General features: G+C 69.4%; 23 protein-coding genes. 2 read left to right on the top strand and 21 right to left on the bottom strand.

The annotated features are described in order from the left end of the window. Positions 1-41: 41 nt before the first annotated feature. The 14 genes from IPV10_RS12585 to infC form a co-directional block, all read right to left on the bottom strand. Complete coding sequence (locus IPV10_RS12585; protein ID WP_207484389.1) at positions 42-1,007, bottom strand: NAD-dependent epimerase/dehydratase family protein; 966 nt, start codon at positions 1,005-1,007, stop codon at positions 42-44. Between the two features lie 101 nt (positions 1,008-1,108). Then, positions 1,109-3,637, bottom strand: a complete 2,529-nt coding sequence (pheT, locus tag IPV10_RS12580) for a phenylalanine--tRNA ligase subunit beta (RefSeq protein WP_207484387.1) — start codon at positions 3,635-3,637, stop codon at positions 1,109-1,111. Then, the gene (gene pheS / locus IPV10_RS12575) at positions 3,637-4,677 is read right to left on the bottom strand and encodes a phenylalanine--tRNA ligase subunit alpha (protein ID WP_207484381.1); all 1,041 of its coding nucleotides are present in this window, start codon (positions 4,675-4,677) and stop codon (positions 3,637-3,639) included. The genes pheT and pheS overlap by 1 nt, the downstream gene beginning before the upstream one ends. A 67-nt stretch (positions 4,678-4,744) precedes the next feature. Next, complete coding sequence (locus IPV10_RS12570; RefSeq protein ID WP_207484379.1) at positions 4,745-5,668, bottom strand: amino acid ABC transporter permease; 924 nt, start codon at positions 5,666-5,668, stop codon at positions 4,745-4,747. Next, on the bottom strand, positions 5,665-6,321 hold the full coding sequence (locus IPV10_RS12565; protein WP_207484377.1) for an amino acid ABC transporter permease: 657 nt from the start codon (positions 6,319-6,321) through the stop codon (positions 5,665-5,667). The genes IPV10_RS12570 and IPV10_RS12565 overlap by 4 nt, the downstream gene beginning before the upstream one ends. A gap of 74 nt (positions 6,322-6,395) precedes the next feature. Then, positions 6,396-7,310 (bottom strand): glutamate ABC transporter substrate-binding protein, encoded by a 915-nt coding sequence (locus IPV10_RS12560; RefSeq protein ID WP_207484374.1) that lies wholly within the window; start codon positions 7,308-7,310, stop codon positions 6,396-6,398. A gap of 46 nt (positions 7,311-7,356) precedes the next feature. Beyond that, on the bottom strand, positions 7,357-8,103 hold the full coding sequence (locus IPV10_RS12555; protein ID WP_207484412.1) for an amino acid ABC transporter ATP-binding protein: 747 nt from the start codon (positions 8,101-8,103) through the stop codon (positions 7,357-7,359). Positions 8,104-8,431: 328 nt separating this feature from the next. Next, positions 8,432-9,394 (bottom strand): TAXI family TRAP transporter solute-binding subunit, encoded by a 963-nt coding sequence (locus tag IPV10_RS12550; protein WP_207484373.1) that lies wholly within the window; start codon positions 9,392-9,394, stop codon positions 8,432-8,434. Then, on the bottom strand, positions 9,391-10,767 hold the full coding sequence (locus IPV10_RS12545; protein WP_207484372.1) for a HAMP domain-containing sensor histidine kinase: 1,377 nt from the start codon (positions 10,765-10,767) through the stop codon (positions 9,391-9,393). Before IPV10_RS12545 ends, IPV10_RS12550 begins: the two co-directional genes overlap by 4 nt. Positions 10,768-10,773: 6 nt before the next feature. Next, complete coding sequence (locus IPV10_RS12540; protein WP_207484371.1) at positions 10,774-11,442, bottom strand: response regulator transcription factor; 669 nt, start codon at positions 11,440-11,442, stop codon at positions 10,774-10,776. Positions 11,443-11,446: 4 nt separating this feature from the next. After that, positions 11,447-12,259 carry an RNA methyltransferase gene (locus tag IPV10_RS12535; protein WP_207484370.1) on the bottom strand — a complete coding sequence of 271 codons (813 nt, stop codon included), beginning with the start codon at positions 12,257-12,259 and terminating at the stop codon, positions 11,447-11,449. 103 nt (positions 12,260-12,362) lie between these two features. After that, positions 12,363-12,749 (bottom strand): 50S ribosomal protein L20, encoded by a 387-nt coding sequence (rplT, locus tag IPV10_RS12530; protein WP_207484369.1) that lies wholly within the window; start codon positions 12,747-12,749, stop codon positions 12,363-12,365. A 33-nt stretch (positions 12,750-12,782) separates the two neighbouring features. Beyond that, positions 12,783-12,977: a 50S ribosomal protein L35 gene (gene rpmI / locus IPV10_RS12525; RefSeq protein ID WP_060927878.1), complete on the bottom strand. Its 195-nt coding sequence runs from the start codon at positions 12,975-12,977 to the stop codon at positions 12,783-12,785. A 74-nt stretch (positions 12,978-13,051) separates the two neighbouring features. Continuing rightward, entirely contained in the window at positions 13,052-13,726 is a 675-nt protein-coding gene (infC, locus tag IPV10_RS12520) for a translation initiation factor IF-3 (RefSeq protein WP_207484364.1), read from the bottom strand. Positions 13,727-13,932: 206 nt separating this feature from the next. Here infC and IPV10_RS12515 point away from each other — a divergent pair, with 206 nt between their 5' ends. Beyond that, on the top strand, positions 13,933-14,331 hold the full coding sequence (locus IPV10_RS12515; protein ID WP_207484362.1) for a DUF1844 domain-containing protein: 399 nt from the start codon (positions 13,933-13,935) through the stop codon (positions 14,329-14,331). 170 nt (positions 14,332-14,501) lie between these two features. Here the strand turns inward: IPV10_RS12515 and IPV10_RS12510 are convergent, their stop codons facing one another. The 6 genes from IPV10_RS12510 to IPV10_RS12485 form a co-directional block, all read right to left on the bottom strand. After that, complete coding sequence (locus tag IPV10_RS12510; RefSeq protein ID WP_207484360.1) at positions 14,502-15,299, bottom strand: SseB family protein; 798 nt, start codon at positions 15,297-15,299, stop codon at positions 14,502-14,504. After that, positions 15,283-16,029, bottom strand: coding sequence for a bifunctional 1-(5-phosphoribosyl)-5-((5-phosphoribosylamino)methylideneamino)imidazole-4-carboxamide isomerase/phosphoribosylanthranilate isomerase PriA (gene priA, locus IPV10_RS12505; RefSeq protein ID WP_207484359.1), 747 nt, complete (start codon positions 16,027-16,029; stop codon positions 15,283-15,285). The genes IPV10_RS12510 and priA overlap by 17 nt, the downstream gene beginning before the upstream one ends. A 119-nt stretch (positions 16,030-16,148) precedes the next feature. Beyond that, the gene (gene hisH, locus IPV10_RS12500; protein ID WP_207484354.1) at positions 16,149-16,787 is read right to left on the bottom strand and encodes an imidazole glycerol phosphate synthase subunit HisH; all 639 of its coding nucleotides are present in this window, start codon (positions 16,785-16,787) and stop codon (positions 16,149-16,151) included. Further along, a complete protein-coding gene (gene hisB, locus IPV10_RS12495; RefSeq protein WP_207484353.1) occupies positions 16,784-17,401 on the bottom strand; it encodes an imidazoleglycerol-phosphate dehydratase HisB in 618 nt (205 codons plus the stop codon). The genes hisH and hisB overlap by 4 nt, the downstream gene beginning before the upstream one ends. Next, a complete protein-coding gene (locus tag IPV10_RS12490) occupies positions 17,398-18,492 on the bottom strand; it encodes a histidinol-phosphate transaminase (RefSeq protein ID WP_207484352.1) in 1,095 nt (364 codons plus the stop codon). Before IPV10_RS12490 ends, hisB begins: the two co-directional genes overlap by 4 nt. Positions 18,493-18,576: 84 nt before the next feature. Continuing rightward, positions 18,577-18,948: a LysM peptidoglycan-binding domain-containing protein gene (locus IPV10_RS12485; RefSeq protein WP_207484351.1), complete on the bottom strand. Its 372-nt coding sequence runs from the start codon at positions 18,946-18,948 to the stop codon at positions 18,577-18,579. A gap of 262 nt (positions 18,949-19,210) precedes the next feature. On the opposite strand from IPV10_RS12485, the gene lexA reads away from it, so the two are divergent. Further along, entirely contained in the window at positions 19,211-19,897 is a 687-nt protein-coding gene (lexA, locus tag IPV10_RS12480) for a transcriptional repressor LexA (RefSeq protein WP_207484350.1), read from the top strand. 4 nt (positions 19,898-19,901) lie between these two features. Here lexA and IPV10_RS12475 read toward each other — a convergent pair whose 3' ends face one another. Continuing rightward, entirely contained in the window at positions 19,902-21,086 is a 1,185-nt protein-coding gene (locus IPV10_RS12475; protein ID WP_207484349.1) for a GAF domain-containing protein, read from the bottom strand. Positions 21,087-21,153 lie beyond the last annotated feature (67 nt).

The following is a 21,153-nucleotide window of genomic DNA, read 5'->3' as shown; positions in this document are numbered from 1 at the left end:
GGCAGTCTAGCGACGCTCCGCCCCTGGCGCGGGAGGCCGGCTCAGGGAAGGATCGCGAGCAGAGCGAGCTCGTCTGGCCTGGTCAGCCCCGCGCGACGCTCCCGGTCGACGCCACGGGCACGCTCGTCCGCGACGACACGCGCGATCGTATCGTCGAGTGCGCGCAGCGAGCCCCCGGCGGCGCGGAATCGCACGTTCGACCGGGTCATGAAGCCCGTCATGTCCTCGGGCAGCCAGAGCGGCAGCGATCGCTCGCCCGCCCAGGGCTGGACGCCCTGTTGGAGAAGCCACGCCTCGTCCGCCACGCCGAGATCACCGACGTGTCCCGCGGCAGCGCGCACCCGATCGAGAACCTCCTCGAGCGGGCGCACGTCGCCGATCGCATTCACCGCACCGGAGGAACTCGCTGTCACGATGAACTCGGCGACGTCGGCGACGTCGATCACCTGGGTGCTCCGCCCGTCGAGCGGAGGGAGGAGCACGGGCTCCTCCCCCGCACGGAGGAAGGCCGCGGCCCAGTAGCCGAAGCGATCGCTCGGGTCGCCGTCCCCGACGATGAGTCCTGGGCGCACGACGAGGGCCCGCCCTCCGAGGGCGAGCACTGCGTCCTCCCCCGCGACCTTCTGCGCACCGTATTCGTAGTCGTCTCCTGGGCGCGCGGGCGGATGCCGTGGCGCCGACTCGTCCGCGCAGACTGTGGCATCGTCGGCGTAGACGGACATCGATGACACGTGGACCCACCGGCCGGCGCGGTCGCCGAGGGCCGCGACCGCCGCCTCCACATGGTCGGCCCGGGAGGAGACGTCGACGATCACGTCCCAGTCACAGCCGGACACGGCGGCGTAGGCGTCGGCCGAGTCCCGGTCGCCCGTCACCAGGACCGCACCGTCGGGGGCGGGCCGCCCGCCGCGCGCCAGACAGGTCACCGTGGCGCCCGCGTCGAGCCACCGCCGCGCCACGCGCCCGGAGAGCCAGCCGGTACCGCCGAGGATCAGCACATCCGTCATGCGTCCATGTCAGCAGCATCCGCACGCGCGCGGAACCCCTTCCGCTCAGAGCAGACGCAACTCCGCGCAGGCGCGACCCCGCGCATCGGAACGGGTGCCGATCACTCGCGCAGCGTCGCGCCGAACCTCTCGGTCGCGACCGCGACGCCGGCGAGCTTGGCGTCGGTGGCCTCGGCCGCCGTCAGTGTGCGGTCGTCTGCGCGGAAGCGCAGCGCGAAGGTGAGGCTCTTCTCGCCCTCGCTGACGCCGTCACCGCGGTAGTCGTCCACCAGGCGGATCGCCTCGAGGAGTGCGCCCGCCCCCTCGGAGAGCGCCGCCCGCACATCGCCTGCGGGGACGTCTGCCGGGAGCACGAGTGAGACGTCCTGCGTGGCGGCGGGGTAGGTGGACAGCGACGCGGCGACGGTGCGGTCGCCGGCGAGCGCGAGGATGCCGTCGAGATCGAGCTCGAGCACGACGGCGCGGCCGGGAAGGTCCGCACCCTCGGCGACCTCGGGGTGGAGCTCGCCTACGTACCCGACCTCGACGTCACCGACGCGCAGCGCCCCAGTGCGTCCGGGGTGGAGGGCCGCGCGCTGCGCCTGGACGACGTCGATCTCGACGCCGGCGGCAGCGGCGATCACTCGCACGGCGTCCAGCGCCTCGGAGAGTCCGACGGGCTCGGCGGCGCGGCCGGGCTGACGCGCGACGACGTTGCCGGTCAGGAGCGCCGCGACGTGCCGGTGCTGCGGCGGGATAGACGCGTTCAGCGCGGCGAGGGTGTCGTCCGACGGACGAGCGCCGAGAGGGGGGACCTCATCGGTGCCGTAGGCGACGCCGGGCTCGGGCAGGAACACGGTCCCGGTCTCGAAGATCGCGAGATCCGTGAGACCGCGGGAGATGTTGCGGTGCGCGATCTGCAGGAGCCCCGGGATGAGAGAGCGCCGCAGGAACGGGTTCGCCCCGTCGAGCGCGTTGGCCATGCGGATGCTCGGGATGTGCTCCCCCGTCGCCGAGCCGTGCAAGTCGTTCTGCGCCTCGTTCGTGAACGGGAACGCCGGAGTCTCGACGAAACCGGCGGCGGCCAGAGCGTTCGCCACACGGCGGCGGCCCTGCTGGTGCGCGGTGAGGCCACGACCCGACGGCGGAGTCGGCAGCACGGAGGGGATGCGGTCGAGTCCGTGGATGCGCGCGACCTCCTCGGCGAGCGACCACCTGTCGGTGAGGTCGGGGCGCCAGGTCGGCGGGATGACCACCCATCCGGACTGGGGCCCTGAGCCTGTCGAAGGGTCGGTCGCGGTGACCTCGGCCCCGATCGTGGTCAGGGCGCCGGTGATCTCGGCATCCGTGTAGTCGACGCCGATGAGGCCCTGCACGAAGCCGGCCGGCAGCTCGATCTCCGCGATGAAGACCTCGGCGAACAGGGCGCCGCCCTCTTCGGTCAGCGTGCCGCCCGCCAGCTCGACCATGAGGTCGGCCACGCGGCGGGCCGCGACGAACGGGACGAGCGGGTCGACGCCGCGCTCGAAGCGCTTGGAGGCTTCGCTGGGCAGCTTGTGACGGCGGGCCGAGCGGGCGATCGTCGTCGGATCGAACGACGCCGCCTCGATCAGCACGTTGCGGGTCGTCGCGGACATCTCGGTGGTGCCGCCGCCCATGACGCCGGCAAGGCCGATCGGACCGGACTCGTCGGTGATGAGCAGATCCTCGACGTGGAGCGCGCGCTGCTGCCCGTCGAGGGTCGTCATCGTCTCCCCGGGAGTCGCCCGCCGGACGGTGATGCCGCCGGTGAGCTTGTCGAGGTCGTAGCCGTGGATCGGGTTGCCGAGCTCGAGCATCACATAGTTCGTGATGTCGATGAGGATGCCGAGGGAGCGCATGCCGGCCAGCGTGAGGCGTGCGATCATCCACGGCGGCGTCGGACGTGAGGGGTCGACGCCGCGGACGACGCGCGTGACGAACTCACTCGCGCCGACGTTCCCGCGGACGGGGGCGGCGTCGTCGACGATCGCGGTGTGCCCGGTACCTGGCTGCAGCTCCGCGAAGTCGCGCTCCGCCGGGTCGCGGAATGCCGCGCCGGTGGCGTGCGAGTACTCGCGGGCGACGCCGCGCACCGAGAAGGCGTAGCCGCGGTCGGGGGTGACGTTGATGTCGACGGCGACGTCGTCGAGGCCGAGCAGCGCGATCGCGTCGGTGCCGACCGGCGCGTCGACGCCGAGCTCGGCGAGGATCAGGATGCCGTTGTGCTCGTCGCCGAGCCCGAGCTCCCGCGCGGAGGCGATCATGCCGTCGGACACGTGCCCGTAGGTCTTGCGCGCAGCGATCGGGAACGGACCGGGGAGCACCGCACCAGGCAGCGTCACGACGACCTTGTCGCCGACTGCGAAGTTGTGCGCACCGCAGACGATGCCGCGCATGCCGCCCTGCTCCGGGCCGACATCGACCTGGCACCAGCGGATCGTCTTGCCGTTCGACTGCGGCTCCTCCTCGAAGGACACGACCTGCCCGACGACGACGGGACCCGAGATCTCGAAGCGGTGGATGTCCTCCTCTTCGAAGCCGACGGTCACCATCGCCGCGAGGACGTCCTCGGGCGTGGCATCCGCTGCCAGATCGACGTACTCACGCAGCCACGAAAGCGGGACGCGCATCACACCACCATCCCGTACTGCTCGCTGAATCGGACATCGCCCTCGGCCATGTCGCGCATGTCCTGTACGTCGCTGCGGAACATCAGCCCGCGCTCCACGCCCATGCCGAACGCGAAGCCGCTGTACACCTCGGGGTCGATCCCCGCAGCCCGAAGCACGTTCGGGTTGACCATGCCGCAGCCACCCCACTCGATCCAGCGGGCGCCGCCCTTGAAGGTCGGGTGCCACAGGTCGAGTTCGGCCGACGGCTCGGTGAAGGGGAAGAAGTTCGTGCGGAAGCGGGTCTTCGCCTCCGGTCCGAAAAGCTGCCGTGCGACGTGGTCGAGGGTGCCCTTGAGGTGCGCCATCGAGATGTCCTTGTCGACGACCAGGCCCTCGAACTGGGTGAACACGGGCAGGTGCGTGGCGTCGAACTCGTCGGTGCGGTACACGCGGCCGGGGCAGAGCACGTAGATCGGCACCTCGCGCTCGAGCATCGAGCGCACCTGAACCGGGCTCGTGTGCGTGCGCATCACGAGGTGGCGTGAGGCCGGGTCGACGTAGAAGGTGTCCTGCTCCTGGCGTGCGGGGTGGTCTACGTCGAAGTTCAGGGCGTCGAAGTTGAACCACTCGTGCTCGAGCTCGGGTCCCTCCGCGATCTCCCATCCCATGCCGACGAAGATGTCCGAGATCTGGTCGCTGAGGAGGGTGAGCGGATGCCGCGCGCCCACGCGCGTGCGGGAGGGCACCGCGGTGATGTCGACGCGTTCGGCTTCGAGGCGCGCTGTGACCTCGGCTGCGGCGAGCTCGGCCTCCTTGGCGGCGAGCGCCTGTGAGACCTGGCCACGGCCCTGGCCGACCAGCTTGCCGAACGCGGCCTTGTTCTCGGGGGCGACCTGGCGCATCGAGGCGTTCAGGACGGCCAGCGGCGATCCGTCGGCGACGTGCGCGGCGCGGGCGGCCTTCAGCTCGGCGGTGTCGCCCGCGGCGGCGATGGCCTCGAGCGCTGCGGCGACAGCGGCCTCGACCGCTTCGGGGGTGATCTCAGGTACGTCAGACACGAGAACTGAGTCTACCGGGGGCGACGTCGCGCTCCCGTCCGTGGCGCAGGGAGGCGCCGGCGCACGGTCATACCGCGGCTGTCGAGCCGCCGTCCAAGCCGCTACCCCGCTGGAGCGTGATGAGCCGGGTGTTGGTGCCGCCATCATGCCGGCGCGGATCGTCGTCCGGGTCCTGAGCGATGGCCTGGACCTTGGGCGAGCGGCGCGTGCGGACCTCGACCCACTTGGCGATGCCGGAGAGGATGAGGCACATGATGATGTAGATGCCGCCGATGATGAACGCGGACTGCAGGATCGGACGGCCCTGCTGGGAGGTCAGCTGCTTGGCGTAGTAGAGGAGCTCGGGATACGTGATGATGAACCCGAGCGCGGTGTCCTTCATGGTGACGACCAGCTGGGCGACGATCACCGGGAGCATGGCGCGGATCGCCTGCGGCAGCAGGATGAGCCGCATCACCCCGCTCTTGCGGAGGCCGATGGCGTATCCGGCCTCCTTCTGCCCCCTGGGCAGCGACTCGACGCCGGCGCGGAGCACCTCGGCGAGCACGGAGCCGTTGTAGACCATGAGCGCGATCACCACGGCGTAGTACGGCTCCATCTTGATGCCGACCACGGGAAGGCCGTAGTAGAGCAGCATCATGAACACCAGCACCGGCACGGCGCGGAAGAACTCGGTGATGACGGTGACGGGCACCCGCACCCAGGCGTGGTCGGAGAGGCGCCCGATCGCGAGCACGAATCCGAGGACGATGCTGAGCACCGCCGCGGCGGCGAAGGCGGCGAGTGTGTTGCCGAGCGCCTTGAAGATGCCGGCCCAGACTGCGGAGAACGTGAACACGTACCACTTCTCCGGGGCGAACTGGCCGGTCTCGATCATGCGGTACACGACGAAGCCGATCGCGGCGAGCACGACGGCGATCGTGGCGACGGCGAGGATGCGGTTGCGTGCGATCGCCCGGGGCCCTGGCACGTCGTACAGTACGGAGCTCATCGCGCGATCCTCCATCGGTTCTCGAGATGGCGCTGCAGCCAGCTCAGCAGCATCACCAGGGCGACGAACACCACCGCGACCCAGAGGAGGACCTCCATCGGGTTGCCAGGGCGGTCGGCAGAGTCGTTGACGGTCGAGCGGAGCGCTGCGAGCTCCGCCACCGAGAAGCCGGCAGCGACCGTGGTGTTCTTCAGCAGGGCGATGAACACGCTCATCATCGGCGGGACGACCGAGCGGAACGCCTGCGGCAGGATGACGAGGGTCATGACCTGCCCGAACGGCAGCCCGATCGCTCGCGCCGCCTCGGCCTGCCCGACCGGCACCGTGTTGATGCCCGCCCGCAGCACCTCGGCCACGTAGGTGGCCGTGTAGATGCCGATCGCCAGGATGCCGAGGACCAGATTGGAGAGCTTCGGCAGCCCGAGCTGGGGGTAGCCGAAGACGAAGAAGAAGAAGACGAGGGTGAGTGGCGTGTTCCTCACGGTGTTGACGTACAGGGTTCCGACGCCTCGTGCGATCGGCACCGGCGAGACGCGCATCGCGCCGACGATGATGCCGAGCACGAGCGCGATGACCCCACCTCCGAGGAAGACGATCAGCGTGTTGCCGATCGCCTCTCCCCACAGGTCGAGGTTTCCGAAGATGACGTCCACGCCACCCTCCCCTTCTTCAGGCTCTGCTGGAAACTGTGCGGGGTGGCCTCCTGCGGGAGACCACCCCGTTCCGATCAGTACGCGTCGACCGCGGGCTGCTCGACCTCGATGCCGGACTCGCCGAGGTTCTTGTCGAAGATGGCCTGCCAGATGTCGCCGCCCTCCGTGAAGAGGTCGTTGATGTGCGCGCGGAGCGCGTCATCACCCTTCTGGAGTCCGACGCCGTAGCGCTCCTCGGTGAACAGACCGCCGGTGACCTTGACCTCGTCCGGGTACTGCGCCGCGTAGCCGATCAGGATGGCCTGGTCGGTGGTGACCGCGTCGACCTTGCCGTCGATCAGGTCCTGCACGCAGGCGGAGTACAGGTCGTACTCCTGCGTCTTGATGTCGGGGAAATTCGCCTTGATGTTCTGGATCGGCGTGGAGCCGGTCGCCGAGCACACGGTCTTGCCGTTGAAGTCCTCGAGCGCCTCGGCATCCTCGGCGTCGGCCGCGATGAGCAGGCCCTGACCGGTGATGAAGTACGGACCCGCGAAGTCGATGAGCTCCTTGCGCTTGTCGTTGATCGAGTAGGTGCCGACGTAGTAGTCGATGTCGCCGTTCGTGATCGCCTGCTCGCGGTTGGCGGAGGCGATCGGCTTGAATTCGATCTTGTCCTCGTCGTAGCCGAGCGAGGCCGCGATCCAGCGCGCGATGTCGATGTCGAAGCCGGTGCGCTCGTTGGTCGTCACGTCGAGGTAGCCGAGACCCGGCTGGTCCTCCTTGACGCCCACGATCACCTTGTCTCGCTCGGTGATCGCGTCGAAGGTGGGGCTGCCTTCCAGCTGCACGTCCTCGGCGACCTCGAACCACGTGGTCTCCTCGCCGCCTTCCTCGCCGCCTTCCGTGCCTCCACCGGGGGTGGACGGGCTGCCGCTGTTGCAGGCGGTCAGCGCGAGCAGCGCGGCGGTCGCGATGCCGATGCCTGCCAGTGTCCGTGTACGTCGCATGTGCGTCTCCTTCGTGTGCTGTGTGTGCAGGGTCTGTGGGTCGTGGTCAGTGCGTGAGGAGCTTCGAGAGGAAGTCCTTGGCACGGTCGCTCTTCGGGTTCGTGAAGAACTCCTCAGGCGTCGCCTCCTCGACGATCCGGCCGTCCGCCATGAAGACGACGCGGTTCGCGGCCTTGCGCGCGAAGCCCATCTCGTGGGTGACGACGATCATCGTCATGCCTTCCTTCGCGAGTCCGACCATGACGTCGAGGACCTCGTTGATCATCTCGGGGTCGAGCGCGCTGGTGGGCTCGTCGAAGAGCATGACCTTGGGCCGCATCGCCAGTGCCCTGGCGATCGCGACGCGCTGCTGCTGGCCACCCGAGAGCTGCGCCGGCAGCTTGGAGGCCTGCTGGGCGACGCCGACGCGCTCGAGGAGCGCCATCGCCTCCTTGTCGGCAGCCGCCTTCTTCAGTCCGCGGACCTTGATCGGCCCGAGTGTGACGTTCTCGAGGATCGTCAGATGGGCGAAGAGGTTGAACGACTGGAAAACCATGCCGACGTCGGCGCGCAGGTGCGCGAGCCCCTTGCCCTCGGCGGGCAGCTCCTTGCCGTCGATGCGGATCGTGCCGCTGGTGATCGTCTCCAGGCGGTTGATCGTGCGGCAGAGCGTCGACTTTCCCGAACCGGACGGGCCGATCACGACGACGACCTCGCCCGCGTTCACGGTCAGGTCGATGTCGGTGAGCGCCTGGAAATCGCCGTAGTGCTTCTGAACGTTCTCAACCACCACGAGAGGCTTACCAGAGGTCATCATTTCTCCAAACTAGCCAGGTCGACCGTCGCGCTCCAGGCACCTGCGTCGAGATTTACACGTTCGTGACCACGAGGACGCACCATCGGAACAGGCGCGCCGAAGTGCCCCACGGCCTGCCCCCGCAGGCCGTGGGGGCGTTCCCGCCTCCTCGTCTCTCCCCCCGGGGAGACGGGACGGCAGGCTGTCGCAGACGCACTGGGCACCGGCGTGCGGGTGCGGCGTGTGCTCACTGGCATCTGAATTCTCCGTCGAATCGAGCGCGATCGAGTCTCAGAGTGGCAGAAGGACGCGGCCGATCGAGACTTCTTGAGGATTTCTTGAGGCCTCAGTCCCGCAGCTCTCGGTAGAACTCGATCGCACCGGGATGCAGCGCCACCGGGCCGGTGAAGATCGCCTGCCTGCGGTCCAGCAGCGCCGCGGCCGGCACCTCCAGACCGAGGCGCGTACGGGCGTCGAACAGACCCTGCAGCACATCGCGGACCACCCCGTCCGGGGTCTCCGACGAGGTCACCAGGTAGTTGGGCACGGCCATGGTCGGCTCGGACTCCTCGAGTCCGTACAGCCCCACCGGGAAGTCGGAGGGCCGGTACGCGTCCGAGTACTGCTCGTTCACGTGGTTGACCCAGCTCTGCTCTATCGGCAGCAGCCGCACAGGCAGAGTCGCCGCGAGATCGGCTATGCCGGGAGTGGGGATGCCGCCGACCCAGAAGAATCCGTCGATCTCCGCCCGCTCCATGGCGCGGATGGAGCCTGCGAGATCGAGCTGCGGGTCCTGCACGGAGGACGCCTGCACTCCCGCGGCATCCAGCACCCGCGCCGCGATCACGTTCACGCCCGAGTTCTCCGCCCCCAGCGACACAGTCTTGCCCGCCAGATCCGCGATCGTCTCGACATCCGAGTCCTCACGCACCACGACGTGCACGTACTCGTCGTACAGGCGCGCCAGCGCTTCGACGCGCAGAGGCTGGTCGAAGGCGCCCACTCCGGCGACGGCATCCGCGGCCGCATCGCCCTGCGCGAAGCCGAGCAGGGACTCCCCCGAGCCCACGCGCAGCAGGTTGTCGACGGACCCGGCCGTCTCCTGCGCCGTCATCCGCACGTCGAGCGATTCGGACAACTCGCTCGCAAGGCCGCTCCCGTACGCGTAGTAGACCCCTGTGGGCCCTCCACCGGCGATCCGGTACTCGGCATCCGCCCATTCACCGGATCGCTGGACGCACCCGCCGAGGGCCACCATCAGCGCCAGCGCGATCGCACCGGCGACGACACGCCGTCCGAGCGCGCTCATGCGACCGCTCCGTCCGGGATGAGCAGCGAGACCAGCAGTCCGCCGCCGTCGGGAGAATCCACCGCGAGCTCGCCGCCGATCGCTGCGAGGAGGTCCGTCGCGATCGCGAGCCCCAGACCGGAACCCGGGGCCTCTGCACCGCCGTCGCCTCGCCAGAACCGGTCCGTGGCGTATGCGGCCTCCTCCCGCGTGAGACCGGGACCACGATCCCGGACCGTCACCCGGCATGCGCCGGCGTCCCGATGCGCACCCACCTCGACAGCCGAGCCGCCGGGCGAGAACTTCACCGCGTTGTCGATGACCGCGTCGAGCGCGCTCTCCACGATCGTGCGATCCGTCACGCTCATCACCGGGCCCGCTCCCGTGGAGCGCACGACGATCCCCCGCCGCGCCGCCACCTCACGCCAGGCGTCGGCACGCCGCGCCGCCAGGGTCGCCAGATCGACGGCCGAGAATGTCGAGTCCCCGCGCCCTCCGCGCGCGAGCCCGAGCAGCGTCTCGAGGATGCGCGCCATCCGCCGCCCCTCCTCCCTGGTCTCCTCCACGTCGTCGCGCCATTCGTCACCGAGCCCGGTCGCGAGATGCTCGACGCGCAGGAGCAGCGCGTTCAGAGGGTTGCGCAGCTCGTGCGAGGCGTTCAGGGCGAACTCCTGCTGCCTGGTCATCACGCGCTCGATCTCGTCCGCCATGCCGTTGAAGACCCTCGTCATCCGCCGGAGCTCTGGCGGACCGGTGTCCTCGGCCACCCTGGCGTCCATCTCACCGCGCTCGATCGCGACCATGGCGTCGTCGAGTCGCCGCACCGGCGAGAGCACCCATCGAGCCAGCTGGAACACCAGCAGCACCCCGAGTGCGATCGACACGATCGCGACCAGCGAGAGGATCAGGATCTGCAGGCGGATCTCGGAGCGCGGCGCCTCCACGTCGGTCGAGACCATCACCGCGCCGATGACGTCGCCGTCGTCGAAGACCGGCTCCACCAGCGAGGCATCCGCCACCGTCCAGGGGAACACCGGCTCCGGGACCTCCGCCCTGCGTCCTGAGAGCGCCAGCCGGACCCGTGCCGCGTCGTCCTCCGGGAGGATCTCGGCGACCGTTCCGCCGGCCGCCCAGACGCCGCCGGTCAGATCGAACACGACGACGTCGATGCCGTAGACCTCGTTGAACCGCCACGCCTCGGCGTCGATCACGGTGGCGCTCCCCGACAGCAGCGCCTGACGGGCACTCGTGACGAAGTAGCCGACATCACCGAGCTGCTCCGTGTAGAACGCCTGCTGCGTGCTGCGGGTCGCGCTCCAGACCGTCGCGCCGCCGAGGGAGAGGAGGATCGCGACGAGCGGCACCAGGAACACGACGACGAGGCGCCTGCGCATGTCCGGTCAGCCCGCCAGCCGGTAGCCGACGCCTCGGACGGTCTCGATGAGGTGGCGCTCCCCGGTCTTCTTCCTGATCGCGCCGACGTGCACCTCGAGGGAGTGGCCGAATCCACGCCAGTCCGTGTTCCACACCTCGCGGATCAGTCGTTCCTTCGGCACCGCGACACCGGGGTACCTCGCGAGGACGGCGACGATGTCGAACTCCTTCCTGGTGAGCTCGATCGGCGCCAGATCCACGAGCACCTGCCGGGCGATCAGATCGATCTGCACCGCGCCGCCCTGCAGCTGCACGCGCGCCTCCGCCTCCGGGTGCACCGGCCGCGAGCGACGCGTGACCGCCTCGATCCGCGCGAGCAGCTCCTGCACGTCGTACGGCTTCACGACGAAGTCGTCGGCGCCCGCGCGCAGCCCCTTGATGCGCTCGGTGACCTGATTCCGGGCCGTCACGATCACGATCGGGACCTCGGATCGCCCGCGGATGCGACGGCACAGGTCTATCCCGTCCACGTCGGGGAGCCCGAGATCGAGCAGCACCACCTCGGTGTCGGCACCGAGCATGTCCAGTGCGGACGCGCCGTCGGCGGCTCGCACGGTCGCATATCCAGACCTCGCGAGGAACGCCTCGAGCGCGGTGGCGACGCGCTCGTCGTCCTCCACGATCAGAATCCGCATCGGCTCACCCCTGGGATGCCGCCCGCTGCGCGAAGGCGCTCTCGTACAGGCAGACGCTCGCCGCGGTCGCCAGGTTCAGCGACTCGGCGCGGCCGAAGATCGGCAGCTTGAGCACGCGGTCGGCGAGGTCGAGCGACGCATCCTCGAGGCCCCTGGCCTCGTTGCCGAAGAGCCACGCGGTGGGCTCGGCGAGAAGGCCATCCGCCCGTGCCTGCAGGAGGTCGTCGCCCTTGACGTCGGCGGCGAGGATGCGGAGACCTGCGTCGTGGGCGCGATCGATGACGTCCGAGAGGTCGCCTCCGATCGACACCGGGAGGTGGAAGAGCGAGCCCGTCGTGGCACGGACGACCTTGGGGTTGTACGGATCGACGGTGCGACCCGTCAGCACGACCGCATCAGCGCCCGCGGCATCGGCTGCGCGGATGATCGTGCCGAGGTTGCCGGGGTCGCGGACCTCCTCGCAGATCGCGACGAGCCGTGGCGACGCCGCGAAGATGTCGCGCACCGAGGTCGGCGTCTGCCGCACGACGGCGACGAGCCCTTGCGGCGTCACCGTGTCTGCCATGGCGTTGAGGACGTACTCGGTCACGTGCTCGACGGTGATGCGGGCATCCGAGGACTTCGCTCTGATGTCCGAATGCCTCTCCCAGCCGGTGGGCGTCGCGAACAGCTCGACGATCGCCTCTGGGCGATACGTGAGCGCCTCACGGACCGCCTGGGGTCCTTCGAGCAGGAACAGGCCCGTCTCCGTTCGCGCGCTGCGCTTGGTCAGCTTGGCGACGGCACGGACTCGGGGGGACCGGGGGTTCTCCAGCACGATCACAGTCTAGGGAACACCGGTGGTGTCTCCGCACCGAACGTCGGGAGAACGACTGAGGACGCCTTCCCGAAGGAAGGCGTCCTCAGTGGTGAAGAGCTGCTTACGCAGCCGACTTCGGTGCGTTGACGTCAGAAGGAAGAGCCTTCTTGGCCGTCTCGACGAGCGACGTGAAGGTCGCAGCGTCGTTGATCGCGAGGTCGGCGAGCATGCGGCGGTCGACCGTGACACCCGCGAGGCCGAGGCCCTGGATGAAGCGGTTGTACGTCATGCCGTTCTGGCGTGCAGCCGCGTTGATGCGCTGGATCCACAGGCGACGGAAGTCACCCTTGCGCTTGCGACGGTCCCGGTACGAGTAGACCAGGGAGTGGATGACCTGCTCCTTGGCCTTGCGGTAGAGGCGCGAACGCTGACCGCGGTAGCCGGAGGCGCGCTCGAGGATGACCCGGCGCTTCTTGTGGGCGTTTACCGCCCGCTTGACTCTTGCCATTTTCCTGTGTTCCTATTCCTGCGATCGGGCGCGTCAGCGACCGAGAAGCTTCTTCGCGACCTTGAAGTCTGCCTTCGACAGAACCTGGTCCTGGTTGAGGCGACGGGTGCGTCGGCTCGACTTGTGCTCAAGGTTGTGGCGCATACCGGCCTGCTGCTTCTTCAGCTTGCCGCTGCCGGTGATCTTGAAGCGCTTCTTAGCACCCGAATGGGTCTTCTGCTTCGGCATCTTCTCTTCCTTCGTAAGGCGCCTTCTCAGGCGACGGTGTCAACCCGCGGTGCGGGAGTGTGTGGGGGCGGATGTCACTCCGCCGGAGCGCCTGCCGGAGCATCCGACTCGCTCTTGGCTTCGCGCGCGGCCTGCTTGTTCGCGGCTCGCTGTGCATCGCGGATCGCGTTCTGCTCCTGCTTCGCCTCGGACTTGCTCTTCAGCGGTGCGACCACCATCACCATGTTGCGGCCGTCGATCGTCGGGTTCGACTCGACGGTGCCGAACTCGGCGACGTCCTCGGCGAACTTGCGCAGCAGGCGGACACCCTGCTCAGGACGCGACTGCTCACGACCGCGGAACAGGATCATGGCCTTGACCTTGTCGCCCGCCTTGAGGAACCCCTCAGCGCGCTTGAGCTTGGTCGTGTAGTCGTGCGCCTCGATCTTCAGACGGAAGCGGACCTCCTTGAGAATGGTGTTCGCCTGGTTGCGGCGAGCCTCCTTCTCCTTCTGGGCAGCCTCGTACTTGAACTTGCCGTAGTCCATGATCTTGACCACGGGCGGCTTCGAGTTGGGGGCAACCTCGACGAGGTCGAGGTCGGCTTCCTGCGCAAGGCGCAGCGCCGCCTCGATGCGGACGACGCCGATCTGCTCACCCGCGGGGCCGACGAGGCGGACCTCGGGGACGCGGATGCGCTCATTGGTGCGGGGATCGCTGATGCGGAACTCCTTAGACGATGGTTTCGGCCACCAGGATGCTGTCGGCATCCCGGGCGAAATCGGAATCGTCCCCCACCCGCCGGCATCCAGACGCCGGCTTCGCACCCTGTCTACCGGTCGGTCTTTCGACCGGAGCCGGCGGAGTGCAAGACCCGGTAGCCTGGAACGGCAAGCGCGGGTGGGAAGTGAATCCTCTTTCGTACCGGAGCATGACGCTCCGGAGCCCGACAAAGTCTAACAGAAGGCAAGGCGAAGTGACGAACCAGGCATCGGACGAGACTGCACGCGAGCGCGAAGAGCGCTGGGCACGGCAGGAGGAGGCGGCATCGTCCGCCACCAGGGACATCGCCGATGTGCCCGCCGTCGAGGTCATCACGACCGCCGCGGTGCACCTGATGAGCGCGGCAGCCGTGAAGCTCGGCCTCGCCGACGACCCGGATGCCGCCGCGCAGATCGACCTCGATGAGGCGCGCAAGCTGATCAACACCCTCGCCGGGCTCATCACCGCCGGGGCCCCGGAGATCAGCGACATGCACGCGCGCTCGCTGCGCGACGGCCTCCGCTCGCTGCAGCTCGCGTTCCGCGAGGCGTCGACCATCCCCGACCCGATCGGCAAGGGCCCTGGCGAGAAGTGGACGGGGCCGGTCAACTGAGACGCGGCGGGCTCCGGGCCGCTCTCGTGGGGCAAAGAGCGGGTGCCCCTTCCCCGCAAGCGGGGCCCCTTCCCCGATTTGCCCCACGAGAGCGCCCCTGCGCCCTGACATCCCGTTGACTTCGGCTGAAGCTGTAGGGAGCGGCTGGAGTTGCAGGAGCGGCTGACGCTCTATGGGGAGCGGCGGAGCTTGACCGTCAGGGAGTCGGCGAGGACGGCGATGCGGTCGTCTGACGCCCAGCGCTGGGCCAGGCGCGCCAGCACGACGTCCAGGACCTCGCGCTCGAGGCCGTCGACCAGCTCGAGGACCACGACGAGTTCGGGGCCGCGCAGCCGCGCATCCGGGTCTCCGGACGCGACGGCCACGTCGATCACGGCGAGCTCATGCGCGACGCTCTCCTGAAGGGCGGCGAACACCTCGGGCGAAAGGAAGCTCGGCTCCCAGTGGTGCTCCTGGGCGATCGCCCACACTGCGGGCCGGCGGATGACGAACTCCGTCTCCGACGTCGGATCCAGCACGATGAGGTCGGTGTCCTCGGCGGATGCCGCGAGCGCGGCACGCAGTGCCTCGACCGGGATCGGCCGCGCCTTCGGATCCCATCGCCGCATCGCGTCGACCGAGGAGAACACCGGCTGCACCCGGCGGCCGTCGGGAGCGGCCACCGTGACGATCGAGAGCTCCTGGGTCTTGTCGACCGCGAGACCGTTCGGCGCGACCCCCTCCTCGCCCTTCTCGGCGACGAGCGGGATCAGCACCCTGGCGGTGCGGAAGGCGTCGACGACCTCGGCCTGGGAGCCTTCCCCCGCGCGGAAGCGCAGGAGCGCCGCGAGCAGTGCGGGATCGGCGGAGCCGTCGTCGCCCGCATGCGGGTTCGACTCGAAGCCGCGCCCCTCCCAGGGCACGCCGGCGGAATCGCCGTGGTTGTGCGGATCCGGGCCGCACGAATGCGGATCAGTCTCCTGCGACATCCAGCGCCTCGGCCAGCGTGAATGCGCCGGCGTAGAGTGCCTTCCCGACGATCGCGCCTTCGACGCCGAGCGGGACGAGCTCACGGAGCGCCACGATGTCGTCGAGGCTGGCGATGCCGCCGGATGCCACGACGGGCTTCGGGGTGCGCGAGGTCATCTCGCGCAGGAGTTCGAGGTTCGGGCCCTTGAGCGTGCCGTCCTTCGTGACGTCGGTGACGACGTAGCGGCTGCATCCGGCATCCTCGAGTCGGGCGAGCACCTCCCAGAGGTCACCGCCCTCCTTGGTCCAGCCGCGGGCGGCCAGCGTGGTTCCGCGCACATCGAGACCGACGGCGATCGCCTCGCCGAAGCGGCCGATCACGTCGGCTGCCCACTCGGGGTTCTCCAGCGCGGCGGTGCCGAGGTTGATCCGGGTCGCGCCGCTCTCCAGCGCCGCCTCGAGCGTCGCGTCGTCGCGGATGCCGCCGGACAGCTCCACGTTCACGTTCTTGAACTGCTTGATGACCTTGCGCAGCATCGGGGCGTTGCTGCCGCGCCCGAACGCCGCGTCGAGGTCGACCAGGTGGATCCACTTGGCGCCCTGCGCGACCCACTCCCCCGCGGCGTCCAGCGGATCGCCGTAGCTCGTCTCGGTACCGGCCTCGCCCTGAGTGAGGCGGACGGCCTTGCCGCCCGCGACGTCGACAGCGGGAAGCAGCGTGAGCGAAGGGGACTGCGCGAAGTCGTTCATGACGTCCTTGGGTGAAGAGGAAGTGCCTCTTGCAGGCACGAGAACCGAGGGTACCCCCCTGATCGGCCGCACTCAAATGCGCGGGACGTTCCATGACGCCGGGGGTTCGATGATGCGTGTCAGCCCAGGCTGGACACCCAGTTGCGTAGGAGGCGGATGCCGGCCTCTCCTGACTTCTCCGGGTGGAACTGCGTGGCCGACAGCGGACCGTTCTCGACAGCGGCGAGGAACGGATCCCCGTAGGTCGTCCAGGTGAGCACAGGCTGCGGGAAGGGCGGGATCACGTCCAGCTCCCACGTCTGCGCGGCATAGGAATGCACGAAGTAGAAGCGCTCGTTCTCGATGCCCTTGAACAGCACGGTGTCGGCACCGGGCTCGACCGTGTTCCAGCCCATGTGCGGCAGCACCGGGGCGTTGAGCTCGGTGACGGCGCCCGGCCATTCGGCCAGACCCTCGGTGTCGTGACCGCGCTCGACACCGTGCGCGAACAGGACCTGCATGCCGACGCAGATGCCGAGCACCTTCCTCCCGCCGGCGAGGCGGCGGTCGATGATCTCGTCGCCGCCGTGCGCGTACAGCGCGTCACGGACGGCCTGGAAAGCTCCGACGCCGGGCACGACGAGCCCGTCCGCCTCGAGCGCCTCGGTGCGATCGCGCGTGAGCACGGCATCCGCTCCCGCCGCGACGAGCGCCTTGACGGCCGAGTGGACGTTGCCCGACTCGTAGTCGAAGACGGCGACCTTGGGAGCCCTGGTCACAGCGCGCCCTTGGTGGAGGGAACGCCCTCGACGAGCGGGTCGAGGGCCTTGGCCTGACGGAATGCGCGCGCGAACGCCTTGTACTCCGCCTCCGCGATGTGGTGCGGGTCGCGCCCGCCGAGCACGCGGACGTGCACGGTGAGACCGGCGTTGAACGCGATGGCCTCGAATGTGTGGCGCACGAGCGAGCCGGTGAAGTGCCCGCCGATCAGGTGGTGCTCGAACCCGGCGGGCTCGCCCTCGTGCACGAGGTACGGCCGGCCGGAGATGTCGACGACCGCCTGCGCCAGCGCCTCGTCCAGCGGGACGAGCGCGTCGCCGTAGCGGGAGATCCCGGTCTTGTCTCCGAGCGCCTCGCGGATCGCCTGCCCGAGGACGATGGAGATGTCCTCCACCGTGTGATGGGCGTCGATGTCGATGTCGCCGGATGCCCGGACGGTGAGGTCGGTGAGCGAGTGCTTGGCGAACGCCGTGAGCATGTGGTCGAAGAACGGCACTGACGTGTCGATGCGGCTGGCGCCGGTGCCGTCGAGGTTCAGCTCGAGCTCGACGGTGGACTCCGAAGTGCTCCGAACGCGGCTCGCGGTGCGCGGGGTCTGTGCGGGACTGCTCATGAACCCGATCCTATCGAGGCGAGGGCGTCGAGGAACGCGGTGGTCTCCGCCTCGGTGCCGGCGGTGACGCGGAGGTGGCCGGGGATGCCGACATCGCGGATCAGCACTCCCCGGTCGTACAGCTTCCGCCACGTCTCCTTGGGGTCTGCGACCCCGCCGAACAGGACGAAGTTCGACCATGACTCGTGCGGCTCGTAGCCGAGCGCCTCGAGCGTCGCGGTGATCCGGTCACGCTGCTCCACGATCTCCTCGACCATGCCGAGCATCACGTCGGAGTTGCGCAGCGCCGCGACGGCCGCGGCCTGCGTGAGCGCGCTCAGGTGATAGGGCAGCCGCACGAGACGGAGCGCATCGATGAACGCCGGGTCGGCGGCGAGGTAGCCGACCCTGGCACCGGCGAAGGCGAACGCCTTGCTCATCGTGCGCGACACGGCGAGCCGCGGACGCCCCTCCAGAAGGGTCAGCGCGGATGCCGAATCCCGCGGCGCGAACTCCTGATACGCCTCGTCGACAACCACGATCCCGCGTGCCGCGTCGTACACGGCCTCGATCACGTCGAGGCCGAGTGGCGTTCCCGTCGGGTTGTTGGGCGCGCAGAGCAGGACGACGTCGGGATCGACGGCCTCGACCTGGGCCACCGCTTCCTCCGCCGTGAGCGTGTAGTCGGGTTCGCGGGCGCCCGCCACCCAGGTCGCCCCGGTGCCCTGCGCGATCAGCGGGTACATCGAGTACGTCGGCGCGAAGCCGAACGCGGTGCGTCCGGGACCACCGAACGCCTGGAGGATGTGCTGGAGCACCTCGTTGGATCCGTTCCCCGCCCAGATCCGGTCCGCGGTCAGCCCGTGGCCCAGGTACTGGGCGAAGCCCTCCCGGAGCGCCGTGAACTCGCGGTCCGGATAGCGGTTCACGTCGCGGAGGGCGACGGCGATGTCATCGAGGATATCGCTGGCGACGGCATCCGGAACCGGATGGGTGTTCTCGTTGACGTTGAGCGCGACGGGGAGCGGAGCCTGCGGAGCGCCGTAGGGGGTGAGCCCCCGCAGGTCGTCGCGAAGCGGGAGGTCGGCGAGTGAAGCGGTCACCCTTCCCATGGTAGGACTCCCGAACGGGCGGTCGCGCCGAGTGACGTCAGGTTGCGGACGCCCGCCGTCGGGCCCCGGGGTCTGCCGAACGGGTCACTCGGAGTACTGCGCCGGGATGGCCAGCTCCTGGCCGACCTGGAGCGCGCCGCCCTGGAGCAGGTTGAGACGGGTGATGTCCCCGATCACGTCGCGGGGATCGGCCGAAGGAGCGAGGCTCTCGGCGATCGACCAGAGCGTGTCTCCCGGCATCACCGTCATCGTCTCGAAGACCGCGGTGCCGGAGGCCGCGGCCTCCTGACCGGAGGCGACCGCGCTGCCGCCGCTGATGGCCGCGAAGCCGATGCCGATCGCGAGCGGGACCGCCGCGAGAACCAGGAGCGCCTGGCGACCACGAGCCGTCAGGCGGAGTCGCGTCGCCGGGCGTGCCGGGATGACTGCTGCGCTGCCGAAGGTGATGGTGCTCATCTCTTGCTCCCTGGTCAAGTTGGCGTAGCGTTCGCATTCGCGACTCGGCCGGGAGTCGTGAATGCGAAGCTACGTACCGAAGATATATTCGAGTTCGAACATCTGTCAAGCGTTCTTCGAAATCGGATCCTGCAATCCGCCGACACGCTCGAACAGATCTTCCACATCTGCGCGATTCTCGGATACGGTTTCGATAGGAACACCCCAACACGGGCCTCCGACATTCGAATCGAGACGCCGGACCGCACACCTGAGGAGCACCATGAGCGAGAACTCCGCACCCGAGTCCGAGGCGCCGCGCACCCGTCGGCGGAAGAGCCTCAGCCCGAAGCAGATGGCGATCCTCGAGGTCATCCAGAACTCCATCAGCCGGCACGGATACCCGCCGAGCATGCGCGAGATCGGCGACGCCGTCGGGCTGAAGTCGCTTTCCAGCGTCACTCACCAGCTGGGGCAGCTCGAGCTCAGCGGCTACCTGCGGCGCGACCCGGGGAAGACTCGCGCGATGGAGGTGCTCATCGACCTCCCCGGCACGAGCGGCGAGAACCCCGCCGACGTGGCGACCCCGGTCGGCGATGCCGCACTGGTCCCCCTCGTGGGACGCATCGCCGCGGGCGTGCCCATCACCGCGGACCAGCAGGTCGACGAGATCTTCCCTCTCCCGCGTCAGCTCGTGGGCAAGGGCGATCTCTTCATGCTGAAGGTGTCCGGCGAGTCGATGATCGACGCCGCGATCTGCGACGGCGACTGGGTCGTCATCCGCTCCCAGAACACGGCCGAGAACGGCGAGATCGTCGCCGCGATGCTCGACGGTGAGGCGACGGTCAAGACGTTCCGCCGCCGCGACGGCCACACCTGGCTGCTCCCCCGCAACTCCGCGTTCGAGCCCATCCTCGGCGACGAGGCGACAGTGCTCGGCAAGGTCGTGGCGGTGCTGCGGGCCGTCTGAGCGGCTATCGCACCTCTTCCCTGCGGAGCACCGTCAGGGACACGCCGTCGGCGAGACGGTAAGGGCTGCCGGCGACGAGCGCGCCGACGACTCGGCGGAGTCGTGAGAACTCCGCCCTGATCGTCACCTGGTGATCTGCGTCACCATGCAGTCGACGGCTCAGCCCCGCCGCGGAGGCGCCGGCGGATCCCGCCTCCTGCAGCGCCTCGAGCATCCCGGCATGCCGAGGGCTCAGCGGCACCCGCCACGCCGATGCGTCCGCACGGACCTCGAGCAGCGCCTGTGCTCCGCGGAGGTCGAGCACGGCTGCGAGCACAGCGCCCGTGGATTGCGGCCGGATGAGCCAGCCGCCCTGCAGCCGCTCGGGCACGCACACGCCCATTCCCGGCACCGCGATGGTCCTGTCCTCCCTGGGCGACTCGACCCGATCCCGAACGGCGAGGCCCTGCTGGACCGCCACCCACCCGTGCTCGTCGACGACGAGGACGGGACCGTTCACACCCGCGAGCAGGGGCTGGACGGAGCGGCGGAGCGTCTCCAGCCGCTCTCCGTGGGTCCGCCACAGCCGCGCCTCCGCAAGGCGCACCGCCGCCGTCACGAGCGCCCGGATCGCGGGATGCAGCGTCAGTGCGGGACCGCTCACGTCGACGACACCGAGCAGCGTGCCGTCGATCGGGTCGTGGATCGGCTCCGCGGTGCAATACCACGGCACCTGCGCGATCTCGAAGTGCTCGGCGGAGAAGAGCTGCACCGGTGCCGCCTCGGCGAGCGCGGTGCCGATCGCGTTCGTCCCCACTGCGCCCTCCGTCCACAGCGCCCCCTCGACGAAGCCGAGACGGTCGGCCTGGAGCTTCACGCGCGGCGCTCCGTTTCGCCACAGCACCACTCCATCGGCATCCGTCACGACGACCAGATAGGACGAGGCGTCTGCAGCGGCCAGCAGGGGCATCCGCAGCTCGTCCATGACGATCGACAGACGCGAGTGCCGGCGCCGCGCCTCGACGTCCGCCGGCGTCAGCGGCTCGCGACGGCGCCGACCTTCCGGATCCACTCCGAGTCCCATCGTCCTGCGCCACGAGCGGGCGACGACGTCACGGGGAGGCTCCGGCGGCGCGGCGCCGGAGAGCACGGCGTCGTGAACCCGCGCGAGGCTGCGGGCGAGGTCCGCGAGATCCGGCGACGTTGCCATGGCCGCGAGCGTACAGACCTGCCCGTTGCAACACCGTGCAACGCTTCCCCGCCGGGTGCTCGATGGC

Origin of the sequence: Microbacterium sp. SD291 (assembly GCF_017355365.1) — a bacterium.
In the GTDB taxonomy this organism is placed as follows: domain Bacteria; phylum Actinomycetota; class Actinomycetes; order Actinomycetales; family Microbacteriaceae; genus Microbacterium.
Note: the sequence above shows the minus strand (reverse complement) of the source record. Positions and strands in the feature narration are given on the sequence as shown.

Coding starts and splice junctions, on each gene's coding strand:
- IPV10_RS12585 (WP_207484389.1), bottom strand. CDS start 1,007: ATGACGGATGTGCTGATCCTCGGCGGTACCGGCTGGCTCTCCGGGCGC.
- pheT (WP_207484387.1), bottom strand. CDS start 3,637: ATGCGCGTCCCGCTTTCGTGGCTGCGTGAGTACGTCGATCTGGCAGCG.
- IPV10_RS12570 (WP_207484379.1), bottom strand. CDS start 5,668: ATGAGCTCCGTACTGTACGACGTGCCAGGGCCCCGGGCGATCGCACGC.
- IPV10_RS12560 (WP_207484374.1), bottom strand. CDS start 7,310: ATGCGACGTACACGGACACTGGCAGGCATCGGCATCGCGACCGCCGCG.
- IPV10_RS12555 (WP_207484412.1), bottom strand. CDS start 8,103: ATGACCTCTGGTAAGCCTCTCGTGGTGGTTGAGAACGTTCAGAAGCAC.
- IPV10_RS12550 (WP_207484373.1), bottom strand. CDS start 9,394: ATGAGCGCGCTCGGACGGCGTGTCGTCGCCGGTGCGATCGCGCTGGCG.
- IPV10_RS12545 (WP_207484372.1), bottom strand. CDS start 10,767: ATGCGCAGGCGCCTCGTCGTCGTGTTCCTGGTGCCGCTCGTCGCGATC.
- IPV10_RS12540 (WP_207484371.1), bottom strand. CDS start 11,442: ATGCGGATTCTGATCGTGGAGGACGACGAGCGCGTCGCCACCGCGCTC.
- rplT (WP_207484369.1), bottom strand. CDS start 12,749: ATGGCAAGAGTCAAGCGGGCGGTAAACGCCCACAAGAAGCGCCGGGTC.
- rpmI (WP_060927878.1), bottom strand. CDS start 12,977: ATGCCGAAGCAGAAGACCCATTCGGGTGCTAAGAAGCGCTTCAAGATC.
- infC (WP_207484364.1), bottom strand. CDS start 13,726: ATGCCGACAGCATCCTGGTGGCCGAAACCATCGTCTAAGGAGTTCCGC.
- IPV10_RS12510 (WP_207484360.1), bottom strand. CDS start 15,299: ATGTCGCAGGAGACTGATCCGCATTCGTGCGGCCCGGATCCGCACAAC.
- priA (WP_207484359.1), bottom strand. CDS start 16,029: ATGAACGACTTCGCGCAGTCCCCTTCGCTCACGCTGCTTCCCGCTGTC.
- hisB (WP_207484353.1), bottom strand. CDS start 17,401: ATGAGCAGTCCCGCACAGACCCCGCGCACCGCGAGCCGCGTTCGGAGC.
- IPV10_RS12490 (WP_207484352.1), bottom strand. CDS start 18,492: ATGGGAAGGGTGACCGCTTCACTCGCCGACCTCCCGCTTCGCGACGAC.
- IPV10_RS12485 (WP_207484351.1), bottom strand. CDS start 18,948: ATGAGCACCATCACCTTCGGCAGCGCAGCAGTCATCCCGGCACGCCCG.
- lexA (WP_207484350.1), top strand. CDS start 19,211: ATGAGCGAGAACTCCGCACCCGAGTCCGAGGCGCCGCGCACCCGTCGG.
- IPV10_RS12475 (WP_207484349.1), bottom strand. CDS start 21,086: ATGGCAACGTCGCCGGATCTCGCGGACCTCGCCCGCAGCCTCGCGCGG.